The organism is Salmonella sp. SAL-020, assembly GCF_017372215.1.
Lineage (GTDB): Bacteria > Pseudomonadota > Gammaproteobacteria > Enterobacterales > Enterobacteriaceae > Salmonella > Salmonella enterica.
The window spans coordinates 3,772,742-3,791,594 of sequence record NZ_CP071690.1; the positions used below are offsets into that span (position 1 = coordinate 3,772,742).

The window sequence follows — 18,853 nt, forward strand, 5'->3', positions numbered from 1 at the left end:
ATTAACGTACCTTCAGCGTTGCCAGGCCAATCAGCACCAGCATCAGCGAAATAATCCAGAAGCGCACAATCACGCGCGGTTCCGGCCAGCCTTTCAGTTCATAGTGGTGATGGATAGGCGCCATACGGAAAATACGCTGTCCGCGTAGTTTAAAGGAGCCCACCTGCAGGATGACCGACAGAGTTTCCACCACAAAGACGCCGCCCATGATCACCAGCAGAAATTCCTGACGCAGCAGCACGGCGATAATGCCCAACGCACCGCCCAACGCCAGCGATCCGACATCGCCCATAAAAACCTGCGCCGGATAGGTGTTAAACCACAAGAATCCTAATCCCGCGCCGACAATCGCCGTACAGACAATCACCAGCTCGCCCGCATGGCGTAAATACGGAATATGCAGGTAATTGGCGAAGTTCATGTTCCCGGTCGCCCAGGCCACCAGCGCAAAGCCGGCGGCAACGAAAACAGTCGGCATGATCGCCAGGCCATCAAGCCCGTCGGTCAGGTTTACGGCGTTACCCGTACCGACGATAACAAAGTAGGACAGCAGAATGTAAAACAGCCCCAATTGCGGCATAACATCTTTAAAGAACGGCACCACCAGTTGGGTCGCGGGCGTGTCTTTCCCGACGAGATAAAGCGCAAAGGCCACGCCGAGCGCGATAACCGACATCCAGAAATATTTCCAGCGCGCAATCAGCCCTTTGGTATCTTTCCGCACCACTTTGCGGTAGTCATCGACAAAACCGATAATGCCGTAGCCGATCAATACCACCAGCACGCACCAGACGTACGGGTTAGACGGGTAAGCCCATAACAGAACGGAAATCACAATCGACGTCAGGATCATGATGCCGCCCATCGTCGGCGTACCGCGTTTACTGAAGTGCGATTCCGGGCCATCGTTACGTACCACCTGGCCAAAAGAGAGTTTTTGCAGACGAGCGATCATACGCGGGCCCATCCATAAAGAGATGAACAGCGCGGTCAACAGGCTGACGATGGCGCGAAACGTCAGATAAGAAAAGACGTTAAAGCCGGAATAATATTTGACCAAATGCTCGGCCAGCCAAACTAACATGAACCTTTCTCCTGTAACGCATGAACCACATCTTCCATCGCGGCGCTGCGTGATCCTTTCACTAAAATAGTCATCATTGGTTGCTCCTGAAGCAGAGCGTGTAAACGCGCAATGAGCGCGGCTTTATCGGCAAAATGTTCGCCGACGCCGCTGGCGTGGCTGATAGCCTGACTGAGTTTTCCGGTGCTTAACACGCGATCAATACCCGCCGCTTTTGCGGCCTCACCAACCTGGAGGTGGCACGCTTCGCTTTCTGCGCCCAGCTCGGCCATATCGCCTACCACCAGCACGCGGTAGCCGGGCATTTCAGAAAGGACCTGCACTGCGGCGGTCATCGAACCAACGTTGGCGTTATAAGCGTCATCCAGTACCAGTTGGTTTTCACTTAGCTGAATCGGGAACAGACGCCCGGGTACGGCTTTTAACGCCGCCAGCCCTGCTTTAATCGCCGTCAGCGTCGCCCCCACCGCCATTGATAAAGCAGCGGCCGCCAGCGCGTTGGCAATATTGTGCCGCCCCGGCAACGGCAGCAGCACATCAATGCTGCCCATCGGCGTTTGCAGGGTAAATTCGGTACCGTGTGACGTCACGTGGATATTCGCAGCGGTAAAGTCGCTGTTTGCCGCATTCGGCGAAAAGCGCCACACCAGACGATCGCCAATAATGCTTTGCCAGTTCAGCCAGTCATTATTATCGGCATTCATAATCGCGATACCGTTCTCAGGCAAACCGGTATAGATTTCGCCTTTCGCTTTCGCCACGCCGGCCAACGAGCCGAAGCCTTCCAGATGCGCCGCCGCCAGGTTATTGACCAGCGCCGCTTCCGGGCGCGTCAGGCTAACGGTCCAGGCGATTTCTCCCTGGTGATTAGCGCCTAACTCGATTACCGCATAGTCATAATCATGGTTTAAGCGCAGCAGCGTTATCGGCACGCCGATGTCGTTGTTAAAATTGCCTGCGGTATACAGAGTATTTCCGCACTGGCTAAGAATCGCGGCGGTCATCTCTTTGACCGAGGTTTTGCCGGACGAACCGGTTAACGCCACCACCCGCGCCGGTACCTGCATACGTACCCAGGCGGCCAGTTGGCCAAATGCCTGACGCGTGTCTTTTACAATCACCTGCGGGAGATCGATATCCAGAGGACGACTGACCAGCAGGGCGCCAGCGCCGTTCGCTTTTGCTTTATCAGCAAAATCATGCGCATCAAAGCGTTCCCCTTTCAGCGCCACGAACAGGCATCCCGGCGTCACTTTCCGTGTGTCGGTAATGACCGTATCGAGCGTGAGATCCGCCCCGCGGTGTTCGGCGCCAAGGACATCGGCAATTTTGCTGAGCGTTACGCTAATCATGCGATCACCCCCAGCAAACGCGCTGCGGTCACGCGGTCTGAATAATCAAGACGCTGCGTGCCGACAATCTGGTAATCCTCGTGCCCTTTACCTGCAATCAGCACGACGTCATTGTCTTTTGCCTGCATAATGGCATTGGTTACCGCCTCAGCGCGGCCTTCCATTACCCTGACCTGCCCGGCGTCCAGCATTCCGGCCAGAATATCGTTGATAATGGCGCGCGGCTCCTCGGTACGCGGGTTATCGTCAGTCACCACGACGATATCCGCGAATTCTTCGGCAATGGCCCCCATGAGTGGGCGCTTACCTTTGTCACGATCCCCGCCACAGCCAAAGACGCACCACAATTTTCCGGCGCAATGCAGACGCGCCGCCTGCAACGCTTTTTCCAGCGCATCCGGCGTGTGCGCGTAATCCACCACCACCGTCGGTTTGACTGGCGCAGTGAACACTTCCATACGCCCGCAAACCGGCTGCAAACGCGCGGCGGTTTTCAGCAAATCCGTTAACGGATAGCCCAGCGCCAGCAGCGTCGCCAATGCCAGCAGTAAGTTGCTGACGTTAAACGCGCCCATCAGGCGGCTTTCGATTTCGCCGTCACCCCAGCTTGAAGCAAAACGAATCGTCGCTCCGCGGTCGTGGTACTCCACCGCCTCCGCTTTCAGCCAACGACCGTGACAGTTAGGGTTGATATGCCCTTCCATCGATACTGCGACCGCATCGGGTAGCGACGCCAGCCAGCGGCGTCCAACTTCATCATCGGCGTTGACGATTGCCTGACCGTGATGGTGGGTGGAATAAAGCATCCATTTTGCCGCCTCGTAATGCGCCATATCGCCATGATAGTCGAGATGGTCGCGGCTCAAATTAGTAAACACGGAGGCGGCAAATTTCAACGCCGCCACGCGATGCTGCACCAGGCCGTGAGAAGAGACTTCCATCGCGCCGAAGGTCGCGCCCTGCGCAACCAGACTGGCCAGCACATGCTGAACATCCACAGCGGAACCGGTTGTGTTCTCCGTCGGGATCACTTTACCCAACAGTCCGTTGCCTACCGTTCCCATCACTGCGCTGGTTTCGCCGAGCAACTGGCTCCACTGCGCCAGTAGTTGGGTGGTGGTGGTCTTGCCATTGGTGCCGGTCACCGCCACCAGACGCATGTTTTCAGATGGCTCATGGTAAAAGCGGCCCGCCAGCGCAGATAAACGCTCATTGAGCTGGCTGAGATAGACGACTGGTACGCCGTGCATTTCGCGAATCTCACCGTCGCTCGCCTCGTCTTTCGCCTCTGCAATAATGGCAGCTACGCCTTGCGCTATCGCCTGCGGGATATATCGACGCCCGTCCGCCTGATGACCCACCACTGCCACAAAGAGATCGCCCGCCGCAGCCACACGGCTGTCGAGCGTCATCTCTCGCAGTTCTCGCGCGGGTAGTCCAGCCACCCACGGAGCAAGAAGGTCGCGCAAATTACGATCTGCCACCTGTTCCCTCGCCTTGATTAATTACGAATTCATTTTTTTCGCCCGTTGCCAGCGCGTCCGGTTCGATGTTCATGGTGCGCAGAACGCCGCCCATGATGGCACCAAATACCGGCGCGGAAACGGCGCCGCCGTAGTATTTACCCGCCTGCGGATCGTTGATGACAACCACCAGCGCGAAGCGCGGCTGACTCGCAGGCGCGACGCCTGCGGTATAAGCAATGTATTTGTTGATGTAGCGACCGTCCGGCCCCACTTTTTTCGCCGTACCGGTTTTAATCGCGATACGGTAGCCTTTAATCGCCGCCTTCACGCCGCCGCCGCCCGGCAGCGCCACGCTTTCCATCATATGCACCACGGTGCGTACGGTGGATTCAGGGAAGATGCGTTCGCCGGGTACAGGCGGATCAACTTTGGTAATCGACAGCGGGCGATAAATGCCATAGCTGCCGATCGTTGCATAGACTCGCGCTAATTGTAACGGCGTTACCATTAGCCCGTAGCCGAAAGAGAAGGTGGCCCTCTCTATGTCGGACCACCGTTGTTTTTGAGGATATAAGCCACTGCGTTCTCCGACCAACCCCAAATTGGTCGCCTTTCCTAGCCCAAAACGTGAGTAAGTATCTACTAACGCTGAGGACGGCATCGCTAACGCCAGCTTGGATACACCGACGTTACTCGACTTCTGTAGAACCCCGGTCAGGGTTAATTCGCTGTAGCGCGCCACGTCTTTAATTTCGTGGCCGTTAATTCGGTATGGAACGGTATTCAACACCGTATTTTCGTTGACGATACCGCGCTGAAGCGCAGTCATCACCACCATCGGCTTAACCGTAGAACCTGGTTCAAACACGTCGGTGATGGTACGGTTACGCATCGCGTCTTTCGGCGTACCGGCAAGGTTGTTGGGGTTATAGGAAGGGCTATTCGCCATCGCCAGTACTTCACCGGTATTGACATCGACCAGCACCGCGCTACCGGATTCCGCCTTGTTAAACGCCACCGCGTTGTTCAGTTCGCGGTAAACCAGCGCCTGTAAGCGTTCATCAATGCTTAACGCCAGGTTGTGCGCTGCCTGACTATCAGTGGAGGAGATATCTTCAATCACGCGGCCATAGCGGTCTTTACGCACGATTCGCTCGCCAGGCTGACCGGTAAGCCACTTATCAAAGCTCTTTTCAACGCCTTCAATACCCTGACTGTCGACGTTGGTAAAACCGATGAGGTGAGCGGTTACTTCTCCTGACGGGTAGTAGCGGCGGGACTCTTCACGCAAATGAATCCCCGGCAGTTTGAGTTTTTTGATGTAGTCCGCCATGTCAGGATTTACCTGGCGCGCCAGATAAATAAAACGCCCTTTCGGGTTGGCGTTGATACGGGCGGAGAGCTGATCGAGCGGAATATTGAGCGCAGTAGAAAGCGCTTTCCAGCGATCGCCAACGCTGATGCCGCCGGCGTCATGAACTTCTTTCGGGTCGGCCCAGATCGCCTTAACCGGTACGCTGACCGCCAGTGGACGCCCGGAACGGTCGGTAATCATACCGCGTGAGGTGGAGACTTCCTGAACACGCAGCGAACGCATATCGCCCTGACGCACCAGCATATCCGGGGCGATAATCTGTAGCCACGCCGCGCGTCCAAGTAAAAAAACCAGCGCCAGTAAAATACAGCCGCACAGCAACGCAAAACGCCAACTGATGAAGTTGGTCTGTTCTTCCTGGCGTTTCGATTTTTGCGTTTTTGCCGCTGCTTTCATGCGTCGCGTTTATCCTTATTTTTGCACTACGATATTTTCTTGGGACGGATCAACATGCTGCATTTGCAGCTTTTCCGTTGCGATCCGCTCCACCCGGCTGTGATCGCCTAGCGCATTTTCTTCAAGGATCAGGTTGCGCCATTCAATGTCCAATGCATCGCGCTCCAGAACCAATTGTTCACGCTGCGCGGTGAGTAAACGAGTATGGTGCGCCGTCGTGACCACCGTCACCGCCGTTAAAATGATGCAAATGAACAAGCAGAGTGGCAGCTTCCCGAACCGCAAAAGATCGTCACCGATCACGCCAGGCAAGGCATGGCGCTCGTTGCTTCCTATCGATCCCTTCACTTTGCTTAGGGCTTCTGTCACTCTGCTGATCATGCGTTCGTCCTCTCTGCGATACGCAGAACTGAACTACGGGCCCGAGGATTTTCAGCTACCTCTTTTTCACCCGGCATCAACTTGCCTAACGCTCGTAACTCACGACCGCCCAGTTTTTTGAGCTGCGCTTCCGTCATCGGTAATCCCGCCGGTACCTGCGGACCGCGGCTTTGCTCACGCATAAAGCGTTTCACAATACGGTCTTCCAGCGAGTGGAAACTGATGATTGAAAGCCGCCCGCCTGGAGCCAGTACGCTGAGCGAGCTTTTTAGCGCCTGCTCTATCTCCTCCAGTTCACTGTTTACCCAGATGCGCACCGCCTGGAAGGTACGGGTCGCGGGATGTTTGAATTTGTCTTTTACCGGGGTCGCCGCCGCAACCACCTCCGCCAGCTCTTTGGTGCGGGTCATCGGCTGTTCGCGATTGCGCTCAACAATGGCGCGAGCAATACGTTTGGCAAAACGCTCCTCGCCGAATGTTTTCAGCACCCAGGCGATATCCGCCTCCTCCGCCGTTTGTAACCACTCGGCGGCAGACTGGCCGCGCGTCGGGTCCATTCGCATATCCAGCGGACCGTCGCGCATAAATGAAAAACCGCGCTCCGCATCGTCAAGCTGCGGAGAAGATACGCCAAGATCGAGAAGGATCCCGTCAATCTTGCCGGTAAGCTCGCGCTCGGCTACATAATCAGCCAGCGCGGAAAAAGGTCCATGAATGATGGAGAAGCGAGGATCATTAATGGTCTGCGCAACGGCGATCGCCTGCGGATCGCGATCGATCGCCAGCAAGCGCCCCTCTTCGCCCAGTTGCGAGAGGATCAGGCGCGAGTGGCCGCCGCGACCAAATGTGCCATCAATATAGATACCATCCGGACGAATATTCAGCCCATTAACGGCTTCATCCAACAGTACCGTAGTGTGTTTAAAATTTTCCATCATCTTATAGAGACAAGTCCTGCAGCCGCTCCGATAACGTTTCGGTAGCTGACTGTTCAGCGTCGATATCTTCCTTGACCTGTTGATACCAGGTCGTTTCATCCCACAGCTCAAATTTGTTGAACTGTCCAACCAGCATCACTTCTTTCGTCAGTCCGGCATGTTGCCGCAGAACTGGCGCGATCAGTAATCGACCTGCACCATCCATCTGACATTCGCTGGCATGGCCCAACAGTAAACGCTGTACGCGACGTTCTACCGGGTTCATGCTCGACAGACGAGATAACTTTTGCTCAATAATTTCCCATTCAGGCAGGGGGTAAAGCAGCAGGCATGGGTGATGGATGTCAATGGTACATACCATTTGACCGGTAGCGCTCTCGATCAGTTGCTCCCGATAACGGGTCGGCACGGTCAGGCGCCCTTTACTGTCGAGATTGACTAACGTTGCCCCCCGGAACATGCCAGTCTCACCCCTTCTTACCACTTTATCCCACAAATTCCCACTCGAAGGAGTTTACGGAGCGGAGGAAAAGCTTGTCAAGCAAGTCACAACGCTTACCTAAGTAAAAAAGCCAATGTTTACGGCGAATATCTGCGTTGATTAATTTCCACCCAGCGTGCAAGTCAAATTAACGTTATGAATATTTGTAAGAAAAAAACCAAAGACCCACCGCCGTTTAAAACGGACTCAATATAATCCGAGAAAAATATAAAGTGTCAGTTTGCGACGCGAGCGGCATTTTAGGACATATTGCACCGTGTTAACAGTGCCTGTTTAACGTGTGCAGCGCCTGCTATACCAGCGCCTACGAGCGACTGTCGCGCCAAAGACAAAAAGTGGCTGTTAATTCGACGATTTCTTGCCTGCTTGTAACAAAACAAGACAAAGGAAAAGACTCGTTACGTCTTAATTAGTGGAATATGGACGATTTCGGACAAAAGAAAGGTAATAAAAAAGAATTTTCGGATAATTTTAAGGAATAGTCTTAATTATTTAAGGGATATTTTTACTGATACGCATTTGTTTGACGGCGGCAGAAGAGAGTGTCTTTTACCGCCGGTCCTTTAGCTACGGCTCAGAATGCCGCGACGATACAGGTTTCGCCGAATACGCGTTAAGCCGGGTTTCGGTTTACGCGGTTCATCAAGACTTGCCAGCACAATCTCCAGCACGCGTTCCGCGACATCACGATGACGCTGCGCCACCGCCAGTACCGGGCATTGCAGAAAATCCAGCAGCTCATGATCGCCGAAGGTCGCAATCGCCAAATCCGAAGGCAGTTTTCCATCGCGCCGCAGCGTAACGTCCATCACGCCCTGTAATAGCGCGAATGATGTCGTAAAGAGCGCCTGCGGCATAGGATGCGTTTCCAGCCATTTCTCAAACAGCTGCGCGGCGGCTTCGCGCTCATAGCTGTTGGCATATAAGAAATTCACCTCCCGCGGATCGTCTTTCCATGCGGTGCGGAACCCCTGCTCGCGCAGGAAACTGACGGACAACTCCGGCAGCGCGCCCAAATAAAGCACCGTTTCCGCCGGGAATTTACGCAGCTCTTCCGCCAACATCTCGGCATCATCCTGATCGGCACCGACCACGCTGGTGAAATGTTCGCGATCCAGCGCGCGGTCGAGCGCGACGATGGGGAACGGATCGTTGGCCCAGCGCTGATAGAAGGGATGCTCCGGCGGTAACGAAGTTGAAACAATGATTGCATCCACCTGGCGTTGCAAAAGGTGCTCAATGCAGCGCATTTCGTTATCCGGCTGATCTTCAGAACAGGCGATCAGCAGTTGGTAGCCACGCTGGCGTGCCTGGCGCTCAAGATAGTTTGCGATACGGGTGTAGCTCGTGTTTTCAAGGTCCGGGATCACCAGACCAATGGAACGTGTGCGTCCAGCACGCAGCCCGGCAGCCACAGCGTTAGGATGGTAATTGTGCTCACGCACTACCGCCATGACTTTTTCTACGGTTTTGTCGCTCACGCGGTATTGCTTTGCTTTACCGTTTATAACGTAGCTTGCAGTTGTGCGCGAGACACCGGCCAGCCGAGCGATTTCATCCAGTTTCACAATTGCCCCTTGTGTAAATTGTACAAACCATAACCTTTATGTCGGCATGGGTTAAAATCGTTAACATCTAAGCGCAGTTTGATCACTCCGGCAACCGCTTTTATTCCGGGTTACCACGGATTTCGCAAAAAAAAGCCCAACCGGTGATATTGGGTTGGGCGATAATTCCTGTTGGCTGATATCCGGCAAACCTGCCTGATGGCGCTACGCTTATCGGACCTGGGCCAGATATCAGCCTGTAGACCGGATAAAACGCAACCGCGTCGTCATCCGGCGAATCTGCTCAGCGCATAATCTTATCGCCGCGCGAAAGCCCGACGACGCCTGAACGCGCCACTTCAACAATTTTCGCCACGTCGCGCAGCGAGGCCAGAAAAGCATCCAGTTTATCGCTGGTGCCCGCCAGTTGAACGGTATACAGCGTTGGCGTGACATCAATAATCTGACCACGGAAAATTTCCGTATTACGCTTCACCTCTTCCCGTCCGTAGCCGCTGGCCTGGATTTTCACCAGCATGATTTCCCGCTCAACGTGCGCTCCCTGTCCCAGCTCGCTGACGCGCAGCACATCAACCAGCTTGTGCAGTTGCTTTTCAATTTGCTCAAGCACTTTTTCATCGCCTACCGTCTGGATAGTCATGCGCGACAACGTCGGATCGTCTGTCGGCGCGACGGTCAGGCTTTCAATATTATATCCGCGTTGCGAAAAGAGGCCGATAACCCGCGATAACGCCCCAGATTCGTTTTCCAGTAATACCGATAAAATCCGGCGCATCATCAGGTCCTCTCCGTTTTGCTTAACCACATTTCGTCCATCCCGCCCCCGCGAATCTGCATCGGATAGACATGCTCGCTGCCATCAACGGTGACATCGACGAACACCAGTCGGTTATTACGCACATGCTCAAGGGCTTCGCTGAGTTTACTTTCCAGCTCATCCGGGTGGTTAATCTGCAGCCCGACATGGCCATATGCTTCCGCCAGGCGCACAAAATCCGGTAACGACTGCATATAAGACTGAGAATGGCGACCGGAATAGATCATATCCTGCCACTGTTTTACCATCCCCAGATAACGGTTGTTCAGGTTCAGAACCAGTACCGGCAGTTCATACTGTAAGGCTGTCGACAGCTCCTGAATGTTCATCTGTATACTGCCATCGCCGGTCACGCAGACCACCATTTCTTTCGGCAGGGCCATTTTAACGCCCAATGCAGCCGGTAGGCCAAAACCCATCGTGCCGAGCCCGCCGGAATTAATCCAGCGACGTGGCTTATCGAACGGGTAATAGAGAGCGGCAAACATCTGGTGTTGTCCTACATCGGACGTCACGTACGCATCGCCCTTCGTCAGACGCCAGAGGGTTTCAATCACCGCCTGGGGTTTAATGCTTTCGCTTTCCGCGTCATATTTCAGGCACTGACGGGCGCGCCAGCTCTCTATCTGCTGCCACCAGTCGCGAATATCATCCTGCGGCTGAGACGGCGCATCCTGCGCCAGTAGCTCCAGCATTTGTTCCAGTACCAGGCGGGCATCGCCCACCACCGGGATATCAGCGTTAACCGTTTTGGATATGGACGTCGGGTCAATGTCGATGTGTAATACCGTCGCGTTCGGACAATATTTAGCGAGATTATTCGTCGTGCGGTCGTCAAATCGTACGCCAACAGCGAAAATCACGTCGGCGTTATGCATGGTCATATTGGCTTCATAAGTGCCATGCATTCCCAGCATTCCTAACGACTGGCGATGAGTAGCAGGAAACACGCCCAGTCCCATTAATGAAGAGACCACCGGCAGGTTAAAGGTTTCAATGATGTGGCGCAACGGCGCATAGCAGGCCGCGCTTATCGCCCCTCCCCCAACGTAGACCACCGGCTTTTTTGCCGACGCCAGCGTTTGCAAGGCACGCTTAATTTGTCCTTTATGTCCTGATGTTGTGGGATTGTAAGAGCGCATACTGACCGTCTCCGGCCAGGCATACGGCATTTTTTTCGCCGGATTCAAAATATCTTTCGGCAAATCCACGACCACCGGCCCAGGACGTCCGCTTGCCGCCAGCCAGAAGGCCTTTTTAAGCACCAGGGGAATATCTTCCGTCTGTTTGACCAGGAAGCTATGTTTGACCACCGGTCGGGAAATCCCCACCATGTCGCACTCCTGAAAAGCATCATAGCCAATCAATGAGGTGGCGACCTGGCCGGAAAGAATCACCAGCGGAATGGAATCCATATAGGCCGTAGCAATCCCGGTAATCGCATTGGTCGCTCCCGGTCCGGAAGTCACCAGCACCACGCCAACGTCGCCAGTGGCTCGCGCCAGGCCATCCGCCATATGCACCGCGGCCTGCTCATGACGCACCAGCACATGATCGATCCCTCCAACGGTATGTAGCGCATCATAAATATCAAGCACTGCGCCTCCAGGATAGCCGAACACCTGCTTTACGCCTTGATCGATAAGCGATCGGACGACCATCTCGGCTCCAGACAACATCTCCACGGCTTGCCTCCACTTTATACCTGTCATCACGGTTTGACGGACACCTTAACCGCTCGCTATCACGCCTGGCAATTGGGTGGAATGACGTAAAGATGGGGAAGGTTAGAATAATCAGGAGGCAAGAAGAGAAGAAATGGAGAAATACTCCGTCTGAATCACACCAGGTAATAAATAATCGCTTATAAATGCAGACTTACAGCAATTCATCTATTTTTCACAACGACGAAAAGAATCGCTCACCGTTAATTCAGCATAAAATTTTTTATATACGCTAAAAAGCAGAATAAACCAGAATTTGTTTCTGATTTATTCTGCCCGGTTTTATCGCTTACAAACAGAAACTAATAAATCTTCCATCCATTGGTGCCCTTTATCACGCCCAGCCGCTTCATGCCAGGAAAGGTAGCATGTCCGGCTATTCAGTTTTAAAGGCAACGGCAATATTTGCAGATCCAGCGATTCCGCAAACTCTTCCGCCAGCCAGCGCGGGGCAATAGCGACCAAATGCGTCTGCGAAACCACGTTCAGAACGCTGATAAGCACCATGCCCTGATAAGCCACGCTCGACTGTTTATCCGGCGTGTCATACCACGGCTGACTAAATGACGCATAACGATCGAGAGAAACAACCGCATGTTGTTCATTATAAACATCGCCTTCCAGTAGCGGGCCGCTAATACGCGGGTGTTTTCGGCTGGCGACTAAAACCATTTCATCTTTAAATAGCGGTACGCTGGTAAACTCAGGACGACGGAATTCTTCATAACTAATAACGAACTCGGTTTCCTGATAGCGTAACTGATGCTCAGTATTCTGATTCAACGACGCTTTAAAAACGACATGAATATTTGGCGCAATTTTTTCTACACGATTATAAATCTGTGACGTCAGGATATTATCCAGCGGACTGCACACGCAAAGATTGAATACACGTTCGCTGCTGGTCGGCTCAAACCCCGATCCCGGCAATTCATTTTGCACCAATTGTAACGCCTGACGGACTGAACCAAATAACTGAAATGCACGGGCAGTCGGCTGAATTCCTCGTCCATATCGAACAAAAAGTTCGTCATTAAACATAACCTTCAGACGCGCTACGGCGTTACTGACCGCAGGCTGCGACATTCCCAGCGTGTGGGCGGCGCGCGTAATATTCTGCTCTTGCATTACCGCATCGAACACGGTCAATAGGTTCAAATCAACCATGCGAAGCTGTGGTTTGCCCATATCTAAAAGATGCGGCTTTTCGGTTTTGACCTCTGGCATATTTAACTCCACTGTCACGCTTAACTCCCTTTTTCTGGCTGAAGGCAGAAATAATTCCTGAAAATATGATTTACCATGCATATAAAATAAGAAAAAGGGAAAGCGTTAAAATTCGGAAAACATAAAGACGCTGACAGAGACAAATAGAATGCCAGCGCAAGCATAATGTGTCCTGAGTCACACCATTGCGATTCATAATGTTTAAATTACGCAAGCAATATAACCATAACTATGGCGAATACACAATCATACACCAAGTGAATGATCATTTAAGTTTCAATTAAATGTTTATATTATTAATAGCTAAAAAGTTAACATTAATTTATCAATAACTTTATCCTTATCCATTAAGTAAACAAGGTTATTTGTTAAAATATAAAACAAATCAAAAAGATAAACAAAACCTTTAGCATACCTTTAACAGGCCATTCCCCTAACCAATTTGCAAACAAAAATGCCTAAATATTTCAAACAATGAAAAGTATGAATGTCCACTCGTTCTTTTATCCTTTATTGGACGCGCAGCCCAGCACAATTAGCTAAAGTACGTATCCGGATATCGTCAACAAAATGCAATGGCGACAGAAAATAGAGTTGACATTAAACGGCATATCCAGTACCACTAAAAGCATAACGCATTCGCTGGAGCTGAATTAATGTCACATATCGTTCGTTTCACTGGGCTACTACTACTCAACGCATTTATTGTGCGCGGTAGACCGGTGGGCGGCATTCAACATTAAGTCAGCTCGAAGTCAAACAAAACCCGCGCCGTTGCGCGGGTTTTTTTATGCCTGACGCAAGGCGCCCCTGGAGACAAGGACCACATCATGAGCCAGCAAGTCATTATTTTTGATACGACCTTACGCGACGGCGAACAAGCGTTACAGGCCAGCCTGAGCGCGAAAGAGAAGCTGCAGATTGCCCTGGCCCTTGAGCGCATGGGTGTTGATGTCATGGAAGTGGGCTTCCCGGTCTCTTCTCCGGGTGATTTTGAATCCGTCCAAACCATCGCCCGCACCATTAAAAACAGCCGCGTTTGCGCCCTGGCGCGTTGTGTAGAAAAAGACATTGACGTCGCGGCACAGGCGCTGAAGGTCGCCGACGCGTTTCGCATCCATACTTTTATCGCCACCTCGCCAATGCACATCGCCACCAAACTGCGCAGCACGCTGGATGAGGTCATCGAACGCGCGGTATACATGGTTAAGCGGGCGCGTAATTACACTGATGACGTAGAGTTCTCCTGCGAAGATGCTGGCCGGACGCCTGTTGACGATCTGGCGCGCGTGGTGGAAGCCGCTATAAACGCCGGCGCGAGAACCATTAATATTCCCGATACCGTGGGCTATACCATGCCGTTTGAGTTCGCGGGAATCATTTCCGGCCTGTATGAACGTGTCCCCAATATCGACAAAGCTATCATCTCCGTTCATACCCACGACGATTTAGGGATAGCAGTAGGCAACTCGCTGGCGGCAGTACATGCGGGCGCGCGTCAGGTTGAAGGCGCGATGAACGGTATCGGAGAACGTGCCGGTAACTGCGCACTGGAAGAAGTGATCATGGCGATTAAAGTGCGCAAAGACATCATGAATGTACACACCAACATCAATCACCACGAAATCTGGCGCACCAGCCAGACCGTCAGCCAGATCTGTAACATGCCGATCCCGGCCAACAAAGCGATTGTCGGCAGCGGCGCTTTTGCCCACTCTTCCGGCATCCACCAGGATGGTGTCCTCAAGAACCGCGAAAACTATGAAATCATGACGCCAGAGTCCATCGGTCTGAACCAGATACAGCTGAACCTGACCTCCCGCTCTGGCCGTGCCGCCGTGAAACATCGCATGGAAGAGATGGGTTACAAGGACACAGACTACAACATGGATCACCTGTACGACGCGTTCCTGAAGCTGGCGGACAAAAAAGGCCAGGTGTTCGACTATGACCTGGAAGCGCTGGCGTTTATTAATAAACAGCAAGAAGAACCAGAGCATTTCCGTCTGGATTACTTCAGCGTGCAGTCCGGCTCCAGCGATATCGCCACTGCTTCCGTGAAGCTGGCCTGTGGTGAAGAGATCAAGGCCGAAGCGGCGAACGGCAACGGCCCGGTCGACGCCATCTATCAGGCGATTAACCGCATCACTGGCTACGACGTTGAGTTGGTTAAATACGACCTGAACGCCAAAGGCCAGGGCAAAGACGCGCTGGGTCAGGTCGATATCGTCGTGAACCATCATGGTCGCCGCTTCCACGGCGTCGGGCTGGCGACGGATATCGTCGAATCCTCCGCCAAAGCGATGGTGCACGTACTGAACAATATCTGGCGCGCCGCCGAAGTTGAAAAAGAATTGCAACGCAAAGCTCAAAATAAAGAGAACAACAAGGAAACCGTGTAATGTCGAAGAACTATCATATTGCCGTACTGCCGGGCGACGGTATCGGCCCGGAAGTCATGGCGCAAGCCCTGAAAGTTATGGATGCGGTACGCAGCCGTTTTGATATGCGTATAACCACCAGCCACTATGACGTCGGCGGTATTGCTATCGACAATCATGGTCATCCACTGCCGAAAACCACCGTTGAAGGGTGCGAGCAGGCGGATGCCATTCTGTTTGGCTCCGTCGGCGGCCCGAAATGGGAAAATTTGCCCCCGGAAAGCCAGCCAGAGCGCGGCGCCCTGCTGCCGCTGCGCAAACATTTCAAATTATTCAGTAACCTGCGTCCGGCGAAACTGTATCAGGGACTGGAAGCATTTTGCCCGTTGCGCGCCGATATCGCCGCTAACGGTTTCGATATCCTGTGCGTGCGCGAGCTGACCGGCGGGATCTATTTCGGACAGCCAAAAGGCCGCGAAGGCAGCGGTCAGTACGAAAAAGCCTTTGATACCGAAGTTTATCACCGCTTTGAGATCGAGCGCATTGCCCGTATCGCCTTTGAATCGGCGCGTAAACGCCGCCGTAAAGTCACCTCTATTGATAAAGCCAACGTACTGCAAAGCTCTATCCTGTGGCGTGAAATCGTCAATGATGTCGCGAAAACGTATCCCGATGTGGAACTCGCGCACATGTATATCGATAACGCCACCATGCAGTTGATTAAAGACCCGTCGCAGTTTGACGTACTGCTGTGCTCTAACCTGTTCGGCGACATTCTGTCCGACGAATGCGCCATGATCACCGGCTCAATGGGGATGTTGCCCTCCGCCAGCCTGAACGAGCAAGGGTTTGGCCTGTATGAACCGGCTGGCGGCTCCGCGCCGGATATCGCCGGGAAAAATATCGCCAATCCAATTGCGCAGATCCTGTCGCTGGCGCTGCTGCTGCGCTACAGCCTGGATGCCAACGATGCGGCAACAGCCATTGAACAGGCGATCAATCGCGCATTAGAAGAGGGCGTTCGCACCGGCGATTTAGCCAGGGGCGCTGCCGCAGTCAGTACCGATGAGATGGGCGATATTATCGCCCGCTATGTCGCAGAAGGGGTGTAATCATGGCCAAAACGTTATACGAAAAATTATTTGATGCCCACGTGGTCTTTGAGGCGCCAAACGAAACGCCGCTGCTGTACATCGACCGCCACCTGGTGCATGAAGTCACCTCTCCGCAGGCGTTTGACGGTCTGCGCGCGCACCATCGTCCGGTACGTCAGCCAGGGAAAACCTTCGCCACGATGGATCACAACGTCTCGACGCAGACTAAAGACATTAATGCTTCCGGTGAAATGGCGCGTATCCAGATGCAGGAGCTGATTAAGAACTGTAACGAGTTCGGCGTCGAGCTGTATGACCTGAATCACCCATATCAGGGCATCGTCCATGTGATGGGGCCGGAACAGGGCGTCACCCTGCCGGGCATGACCATCGTCTGCGGCGACTCCCACACCGCCACCCACGGCGCGTTTGGCGCGCTGGCCTTCGGCATCGGCACTTCTGAGGTAGAACATGTACTGGCGACGCAAACCCTGAAACAGGGGCGCGCTAAAACCATGAAGATTGAAGTCACGGGCAACGCCGCGCCGGGCATTACCGCCAAAGACATCGTGCTGGCGATCATCGGTAAAACCGGCAGCGCCGGCGGCACCGGGCACGTGGTTGAATTTTGCGGCGACGCGATCCGCGCGCTGAGTATGGAAGGCCGCATGACGCTGTGCAATATGGCGATTGAGATGGGCGCCAAAGCCGGTCTGGTCGCCCCGGATGAAACCACTTTTAACTACGTAAAAGGGCGTTTGCACGCGCCGAAGGGCCGCGATTTTGACGAAGCCGTCGAGTACTGGAAAACGCTGAAAACCGATGACGGCGCGACCTTTGATACTGTCGTCACCCTGCGAGCAGAAGAGATCGCGCCGCAGGTGACCTGGGGCACGAATCCGGGCCAGGTGATTTCCGTCACCGACATCATCCCCGATCCCGCCTCTTTTAGCGATCCGGTTGAGCGCGCCAGCGCCGAAAAAGCGCTGGCTTATATGGGCTTACAGCCGGGCGTACCGTTAACGGACGTTGCTATTGATAAAGTCTTTATCGGCTCTTGTACCAATTCGCGTATTGAAGATTTGCGCGCGGCGGCGGAAGTCGCCAAAGGGCGCAAAGTTGCGCCTGGCGTGCAGGCGCTGGTGGTGCCGGGTTCAGGTCCGGTGAAAGCGCAGGCGGAAGCGGAAGGTCTGGACAAGATCTTTATCGAAGCAGGATTTGAATGGCGCTTACCGGGCTGTTCCATGTGCCTGGCCATGAATAATGACCGCCTGAACCCGGGCGAGCGCTGCGCCTCCACCAGCAACCGTAACTTTGAAGGCCGTCAGGGCCGAGGGGGTCGCACGCATTTAGTCAGCCCGGCGATGGCCGCCGCTGCCGCCGTTACCGGCCACTTCGCCGACATTCGCAGCATCAAATAAGGAAACTACCATGGCAGAGAAATTTACCCAGCATACCGGCCTGGTTGTCCCACTGGATGCCGCCAACGTCGATACCGATGCAATTCTCCCTAAACAGTTTTTGCAGAAGGTTACGCGCACCGGTTTTGGCGCCCATCTGTTTAACGACTGGCGCTTCCTGGACGAAAAGGGCCAACAGCCAAATCCGGAATTCGTGTTGAACTTTCCGGAATATCAAGGCGCGTCGATTCTGTTGGCGCGGGAAAACTTTGGCTGCGGCTCGTCACGCGAACACGCGCCGTGGGCGTTGACCGATTACGGCTTTAAAGTGGTGATCGCGCCAAGCTTCGCCGACATCTTCTACGGCAACAGCTTTAACAACCAACTGCTGCCGGTAACCCTGAGCGACGCACAGGTCGATGAGCTGTTTGCTCTGGTGAAAGCCAATCCGGGCATTAAATTTGAAGTGGATCTGGAAGCACAGGTGGTGAAAGCAGGCGATAAGACCTACAGCTTTAAAATCGACGACTTCCGCCGCCACTGCATGTTGAACGGTCTGGACAGCATTGGGCTGACGCTGCAGCACGAAGACGCGATTGCCGAGTACGAAGACAAGCAGCCTGAGTTTATGCGTTGATACCAAAACGACCAGCAATAAGCGATACTCATCGCTTATTGCTGGTATCTATCTTATTTTAATCCCAGAGCCTGTTTAATCTGAACCATTGACGCCAGAGCCTGCTTACACGCAGCATCCTGGTCAGATGCAGCTACAGTTTCCAACTGTTTTTTTGACGCTTCGAGTTGAGGCTTCATCGCGTCAAATTGCTGTTTTGCCTGTTCACTCGTTGCTGCAGCCTGCTCAACCAGGGCATCAATATCATTAAAATATTGCTGACAACTTTCAGCCATTGCCGCGAAAGAGGAATTGGACATAGCAAAAAGCGCTGCAAGCAAAAAAACCTTTTTCATTATCATTCCTTTGTACTAAACACGTTAAAGCACCATGCGATAACGCGTATAAGATTAGCGATGATAAAAATAAAAAAAAGTCTGTTTCAGTACCATGCAAAATGGCGCTTGTCACGCAACATTACACGTCTTTTACTCGCCCGGTCATCACCTGCGTGACCACAGAAACCGCCGTA

At 53.3% G+C, this 18,853-nt stretch carries 17 protein-coding genes; 5 read left to right on the forward strand and 12 right to left on the reverse strand.

Annotated features, from left to right (window positions below):
- Position 1 precedes the first annotated feature (1 nt).
- From mraY to leuO, 11 genes are all read right to left on the reverse strand, one after another.
- Positions 2-1,084, reverse strand: coding sequence for a phospho-N-acetylmuramoyl-pentapeptide-transferase (gene mraY, locus J1G48_RS18390; RefSeq protein ID WP_000964141.1), 1,083 nt, complete (start codon positions 1,082-1,084; stop codon positions 2-4).
- Positions 1,078-2,436 carry a UDP-N-acetylmuramoyl-tripeptide--D-alanyl-D-alanine ligase gene (gene murF / locus J1G48_RS18395; protein WP_000626630.1) on the reverse strand — a complete coding sequence of 453 codons (1,359 nt, stop codon included), beginning with the start codon at positions 2,434-2,436 and terminating at the stop codon, positions 1,078-1,080. Before murF ends, mraY begins: the two co-directional genes overlap by 7 nt.
- A complete protein-coding gene (gene murE / locus J1G48_RS18400) occupies positions 2,433-3,920 on the reverse strand; it encodes a UDP-N-acetylmuramoyl-L-alanyl-D-glutamate--2,6-diaminopimelate ligase (RefSeq protein ID WP_207600919.1) in 1,488 nt (495 codons plus the stop codon). Before murE ends, murF begins: the two co-directional genes overlap by 4 nt.
- Positions 3,907-5,673, reverse strand: coding sequence for a peptidoglycan glycosyltransferase FtsI (gene ftsI, locus J1G48_RS18405; RefSeq protein WP_000642235.1), 1,767 nt, complete (start codon positions 5,671-5,673; stop codon positions 3,907-3,909). Before ftsI ends, murE begins: the two co-directional genes overlap by 14 nt.
- 15 nt (positions 5,674-5,688) lie before the next feature.
- Complete coding sequence (gene ftsL / locus J1G48_RS18410) at positions 5,689-6,054, reverse strand: cell division protein FtsL (RefSeq protein WP_000625651.1); 366 nt, start codon at positions 6,052-6,054, stop codon at positions 5,689-5,691.
- On the reverse strand, positions 6,051-6,992 hold the full coding sequence (rsmH, locus tag J1G48_RS18415) for a 16S rRNA (cytosine(1402)-N(4))-methyltransferase RsmH (RefSeq protein WP_000970444.1): 942 nt from the start codon (positions 6,990-6,992) through the stop codon (positions 6,051-6,053). Before rsmH ends, ftsL begins: the two co-directional genes overlap by 4 nt.
- Position 6,993: 1 nt before the next feature.
- Entirely contained in the window at positions 6,994-7,452 is a 459-nt protein-coding gene (gene mraZ, locus J1G48_RS18420) for a division/cell wall cluster transcriptional repressor MraZ (RefSeq protein ID WP_000488294.1), read from the reverse strand.
- Positions 7,453-8,057: 605 nt separating this feature from the next.
- Complete coding sequence (gene cra, locus J1G48_RS18425; protein WP_000762406.1) at positions 8,058-9,062, reverse strand: catabolite repressor/activator; 1,005 nt, start codon at positions 9,060-9,062, stop codon at positions 8,058-8,060.
- A 283-nt stretch (positions 9,063-9,345) separates the two neighbouring features.
- A complete protein-coding gene (ilvN, locus tag J1G48_RS18430; protein WP_001563086.1) occupies positions 9,346-9,837 on the reverse strand; it encodes an acetolactate synthase small subunit in 492 nt (163 codons plus the stop codon).
- A 2-nt stretch (positions 9,838-9,839) separates the two neighbouring features.
- On the reverse strand, positions 9,840-11,564 hold the full coding sequence (gene ilvI, locus J1G48_RS18435) for an acetolactate synthase 3 large subunit (RefSeq protein ID WP_000425606.1): 1,725 nt from the start codon (positions 11,562-11,564) through the stop codon (positions 9,840-9,842).
- Positions 11,565-11,885: 321 nt separating this feature from the next.
- A complete protein-coding gene (gene leuO / locus J1G48_RS18440; protein WP_001115423.1) occupies positions 11,886-12,830 on the reverse strand; it encodes a transcriptional regulator LeuO in 945 nt (314 codons plus the stop codon).
- A 656-nt stretch (positions 12,831-13,486) separates the two neighbouring features.
- Between leuO and leuL the strand changes: the two genes are divergently transcribed.
- The 5 genes from leuL to leuD all read left to right on the forward strand — a co-directional run bounded on the left by leuL (position 13,487) and on the right by leuD (position 18,342).
- On the forward strand, positions 13,487-13,573 hold the full coding sequence (gene leuL / locus J1G48_RS18445; protein WP_001575587.1) for a leu operon leader peptide: 87 nt from the start codon (positions 13,487-13,489) through the stop codon (positions 13,571-13,573).
- An 87-nt stretch (positions 13,574-13,660) separates the two neighbouring features.
- Positions 13,661-15,232, forward strand: coding sequence for a 2-isopropylmalate synthase (gene leuA / locus J1G48_RS18450; protein WP_000082819.1), 1,572 nt, complete (start codon positions 13,661-13,663; stop codon positions 15,230-15,232).
- Entirely contained in the window at positions 15,232-16,323 is a 1,092-nt protein-coding gene (gene leuB / locus J1G48_RS18455) for a 3-isopropylmalate dehydrogenase (protein WP_000042328.1), read from the forward strand. Before leuA ends, leuB begins: the two co-directional genes overlap by 1 nt.
- Positions 16,324-16,325: 2 nt before the next feature.
- Complete coding sequence (gene leuC, locus J1G48_RS18460; RefSeq protein WP_001140632.1) at positions 16,326-17,726, forward strand: 3-isopropylmalate dehydratase large subunit; 1,401 nt, start codon at positions 16,326-16,328, stop codon at positions 17,724-17,726.
- A 10-nt stretch (positions 17,727-17,736) separates the two neighbouring features.
- Positions 17,737-18,342 (forward strand): 3-isopropylmalate dehydratase small subunit, encoded by a 606-nt coding sequence (leuD, locus tag J1G48_RS18465; protein WP_000818272.1) that lies wholly within the window; start codon positions 17,737-17,739, stop codon positions 18,340-18,342.
- A gap of 53 nt (positions 18,343-18,395) precedes the next feature.
- Here the strand turns inward: leuD and J1G48_RS18470 are convergent, their stop codons facing one another.
- The gene (locus J1G48_RS18470) at positions 18,396-18,677 is read right to left on the reverse strand and encodes a DUF5339 family protein (RefSeq protein WP_000755258.1); all 282 of its coding nucleotides are present in this window, start codon (positions 18,675-18,677) and stop codon (positions 18,396-18,398) included.
- Between the last annotated feature and the right edge of the window lie 176 nt (positions 18,678-18,853).

Bases quoted from the DNA above. Each gene is read 5' to 3' on its own strand.
- mraY (WP_000964141.1), bottom strand. From the start codon at position 1,084: ATGTTAGTTTGGCTGGCCGAGCATTTGGTCAAATATTATTCCGGCTTT.
- murF (WP_000626630.1), bottom strand. From the start codon at position 2,436: ATGATTAGCGTAACGCTCAGCAAAATTGCCGATGTCCTTGGCGCCGAA.
- ftsI (WP_000642235.1), bottom strand. From the start codon at position 5,673: ATGAAAGCAGCGGCAAAAACGCAAAAATCGAAACGCCAGGAAGAACAG.
- ftsL (WP_000625651.1), bottom strand. From the start codon at position 6,054: ATGATCAGCAGAGTGACAGAAGCCCTAAGCAAAGTGAAGGGATCGATA.
- rsmH (WP_000970444.1), bottom strand. From the start codon at position 6,992: ATGATGGAAAATTTTAAACACACTACGGTACTGTTGGATGAAGCCGTT.
- mraZ (WP_000488294.1), bottom strand. From the start codon at position 7,452: ATGTTCCGGGGGGCAACGTTAGTCAATCTCGACAGTAAAGGGCGCCTG.
- ilvN (WP_001563086.1), bottom strand. From the start codon at position 9,837: ATGCGCCGGATTTTATCGGTATTACTGGAAAACGAATCTGGGGCGTTA.
- leuO (WP_001115423.1), bottom strand. From the start codon at position 12,830: ATGCCAGAGGTCAAAACCGAAAAGCCGCATCTTTTAGATATGGGCAAA.
- leuL (WP_001575587.1), top strand. From the start codon at position 13,487: ATGTCACATATCGTTCGTTTCACTGGGCTACTACTACTCAACGCATTT.
- leuA (WP_000082819.1), top strand. From the start codon at position 13,661: ATGAGCCAGCAAGTCATTATTTTTGATACGACCTTACGCGACGGCGAA.
- leuB (WP_000042328.1), top strand. From the start codon at position 15,232: ATGTCGAAGAACTATCATATTGCCGTACTGCCGGGCGACGGTATCGGC.
- leuC (WP_001140632.1), top strand. From the start codon at position 16,326: ATGGCCAAAACGTTATACGAAAAATTATTTGATGCCCACGTGGTCTTT.
- leuD (WP_000818272.1), top strand. From the start codon at position 17,737: ATGGCAGAGAAATTTACCCAGCATACCGGCCTGGTTGTCCCACTGGAT.
- J1G48_RS18470 (WP_000755258.1), bottom strand. From the start codon at position 18,677: ATGAAAAAGGTTTTTTTGCTTGCAGCGCTTTTTGCTATGTCCAATTCC.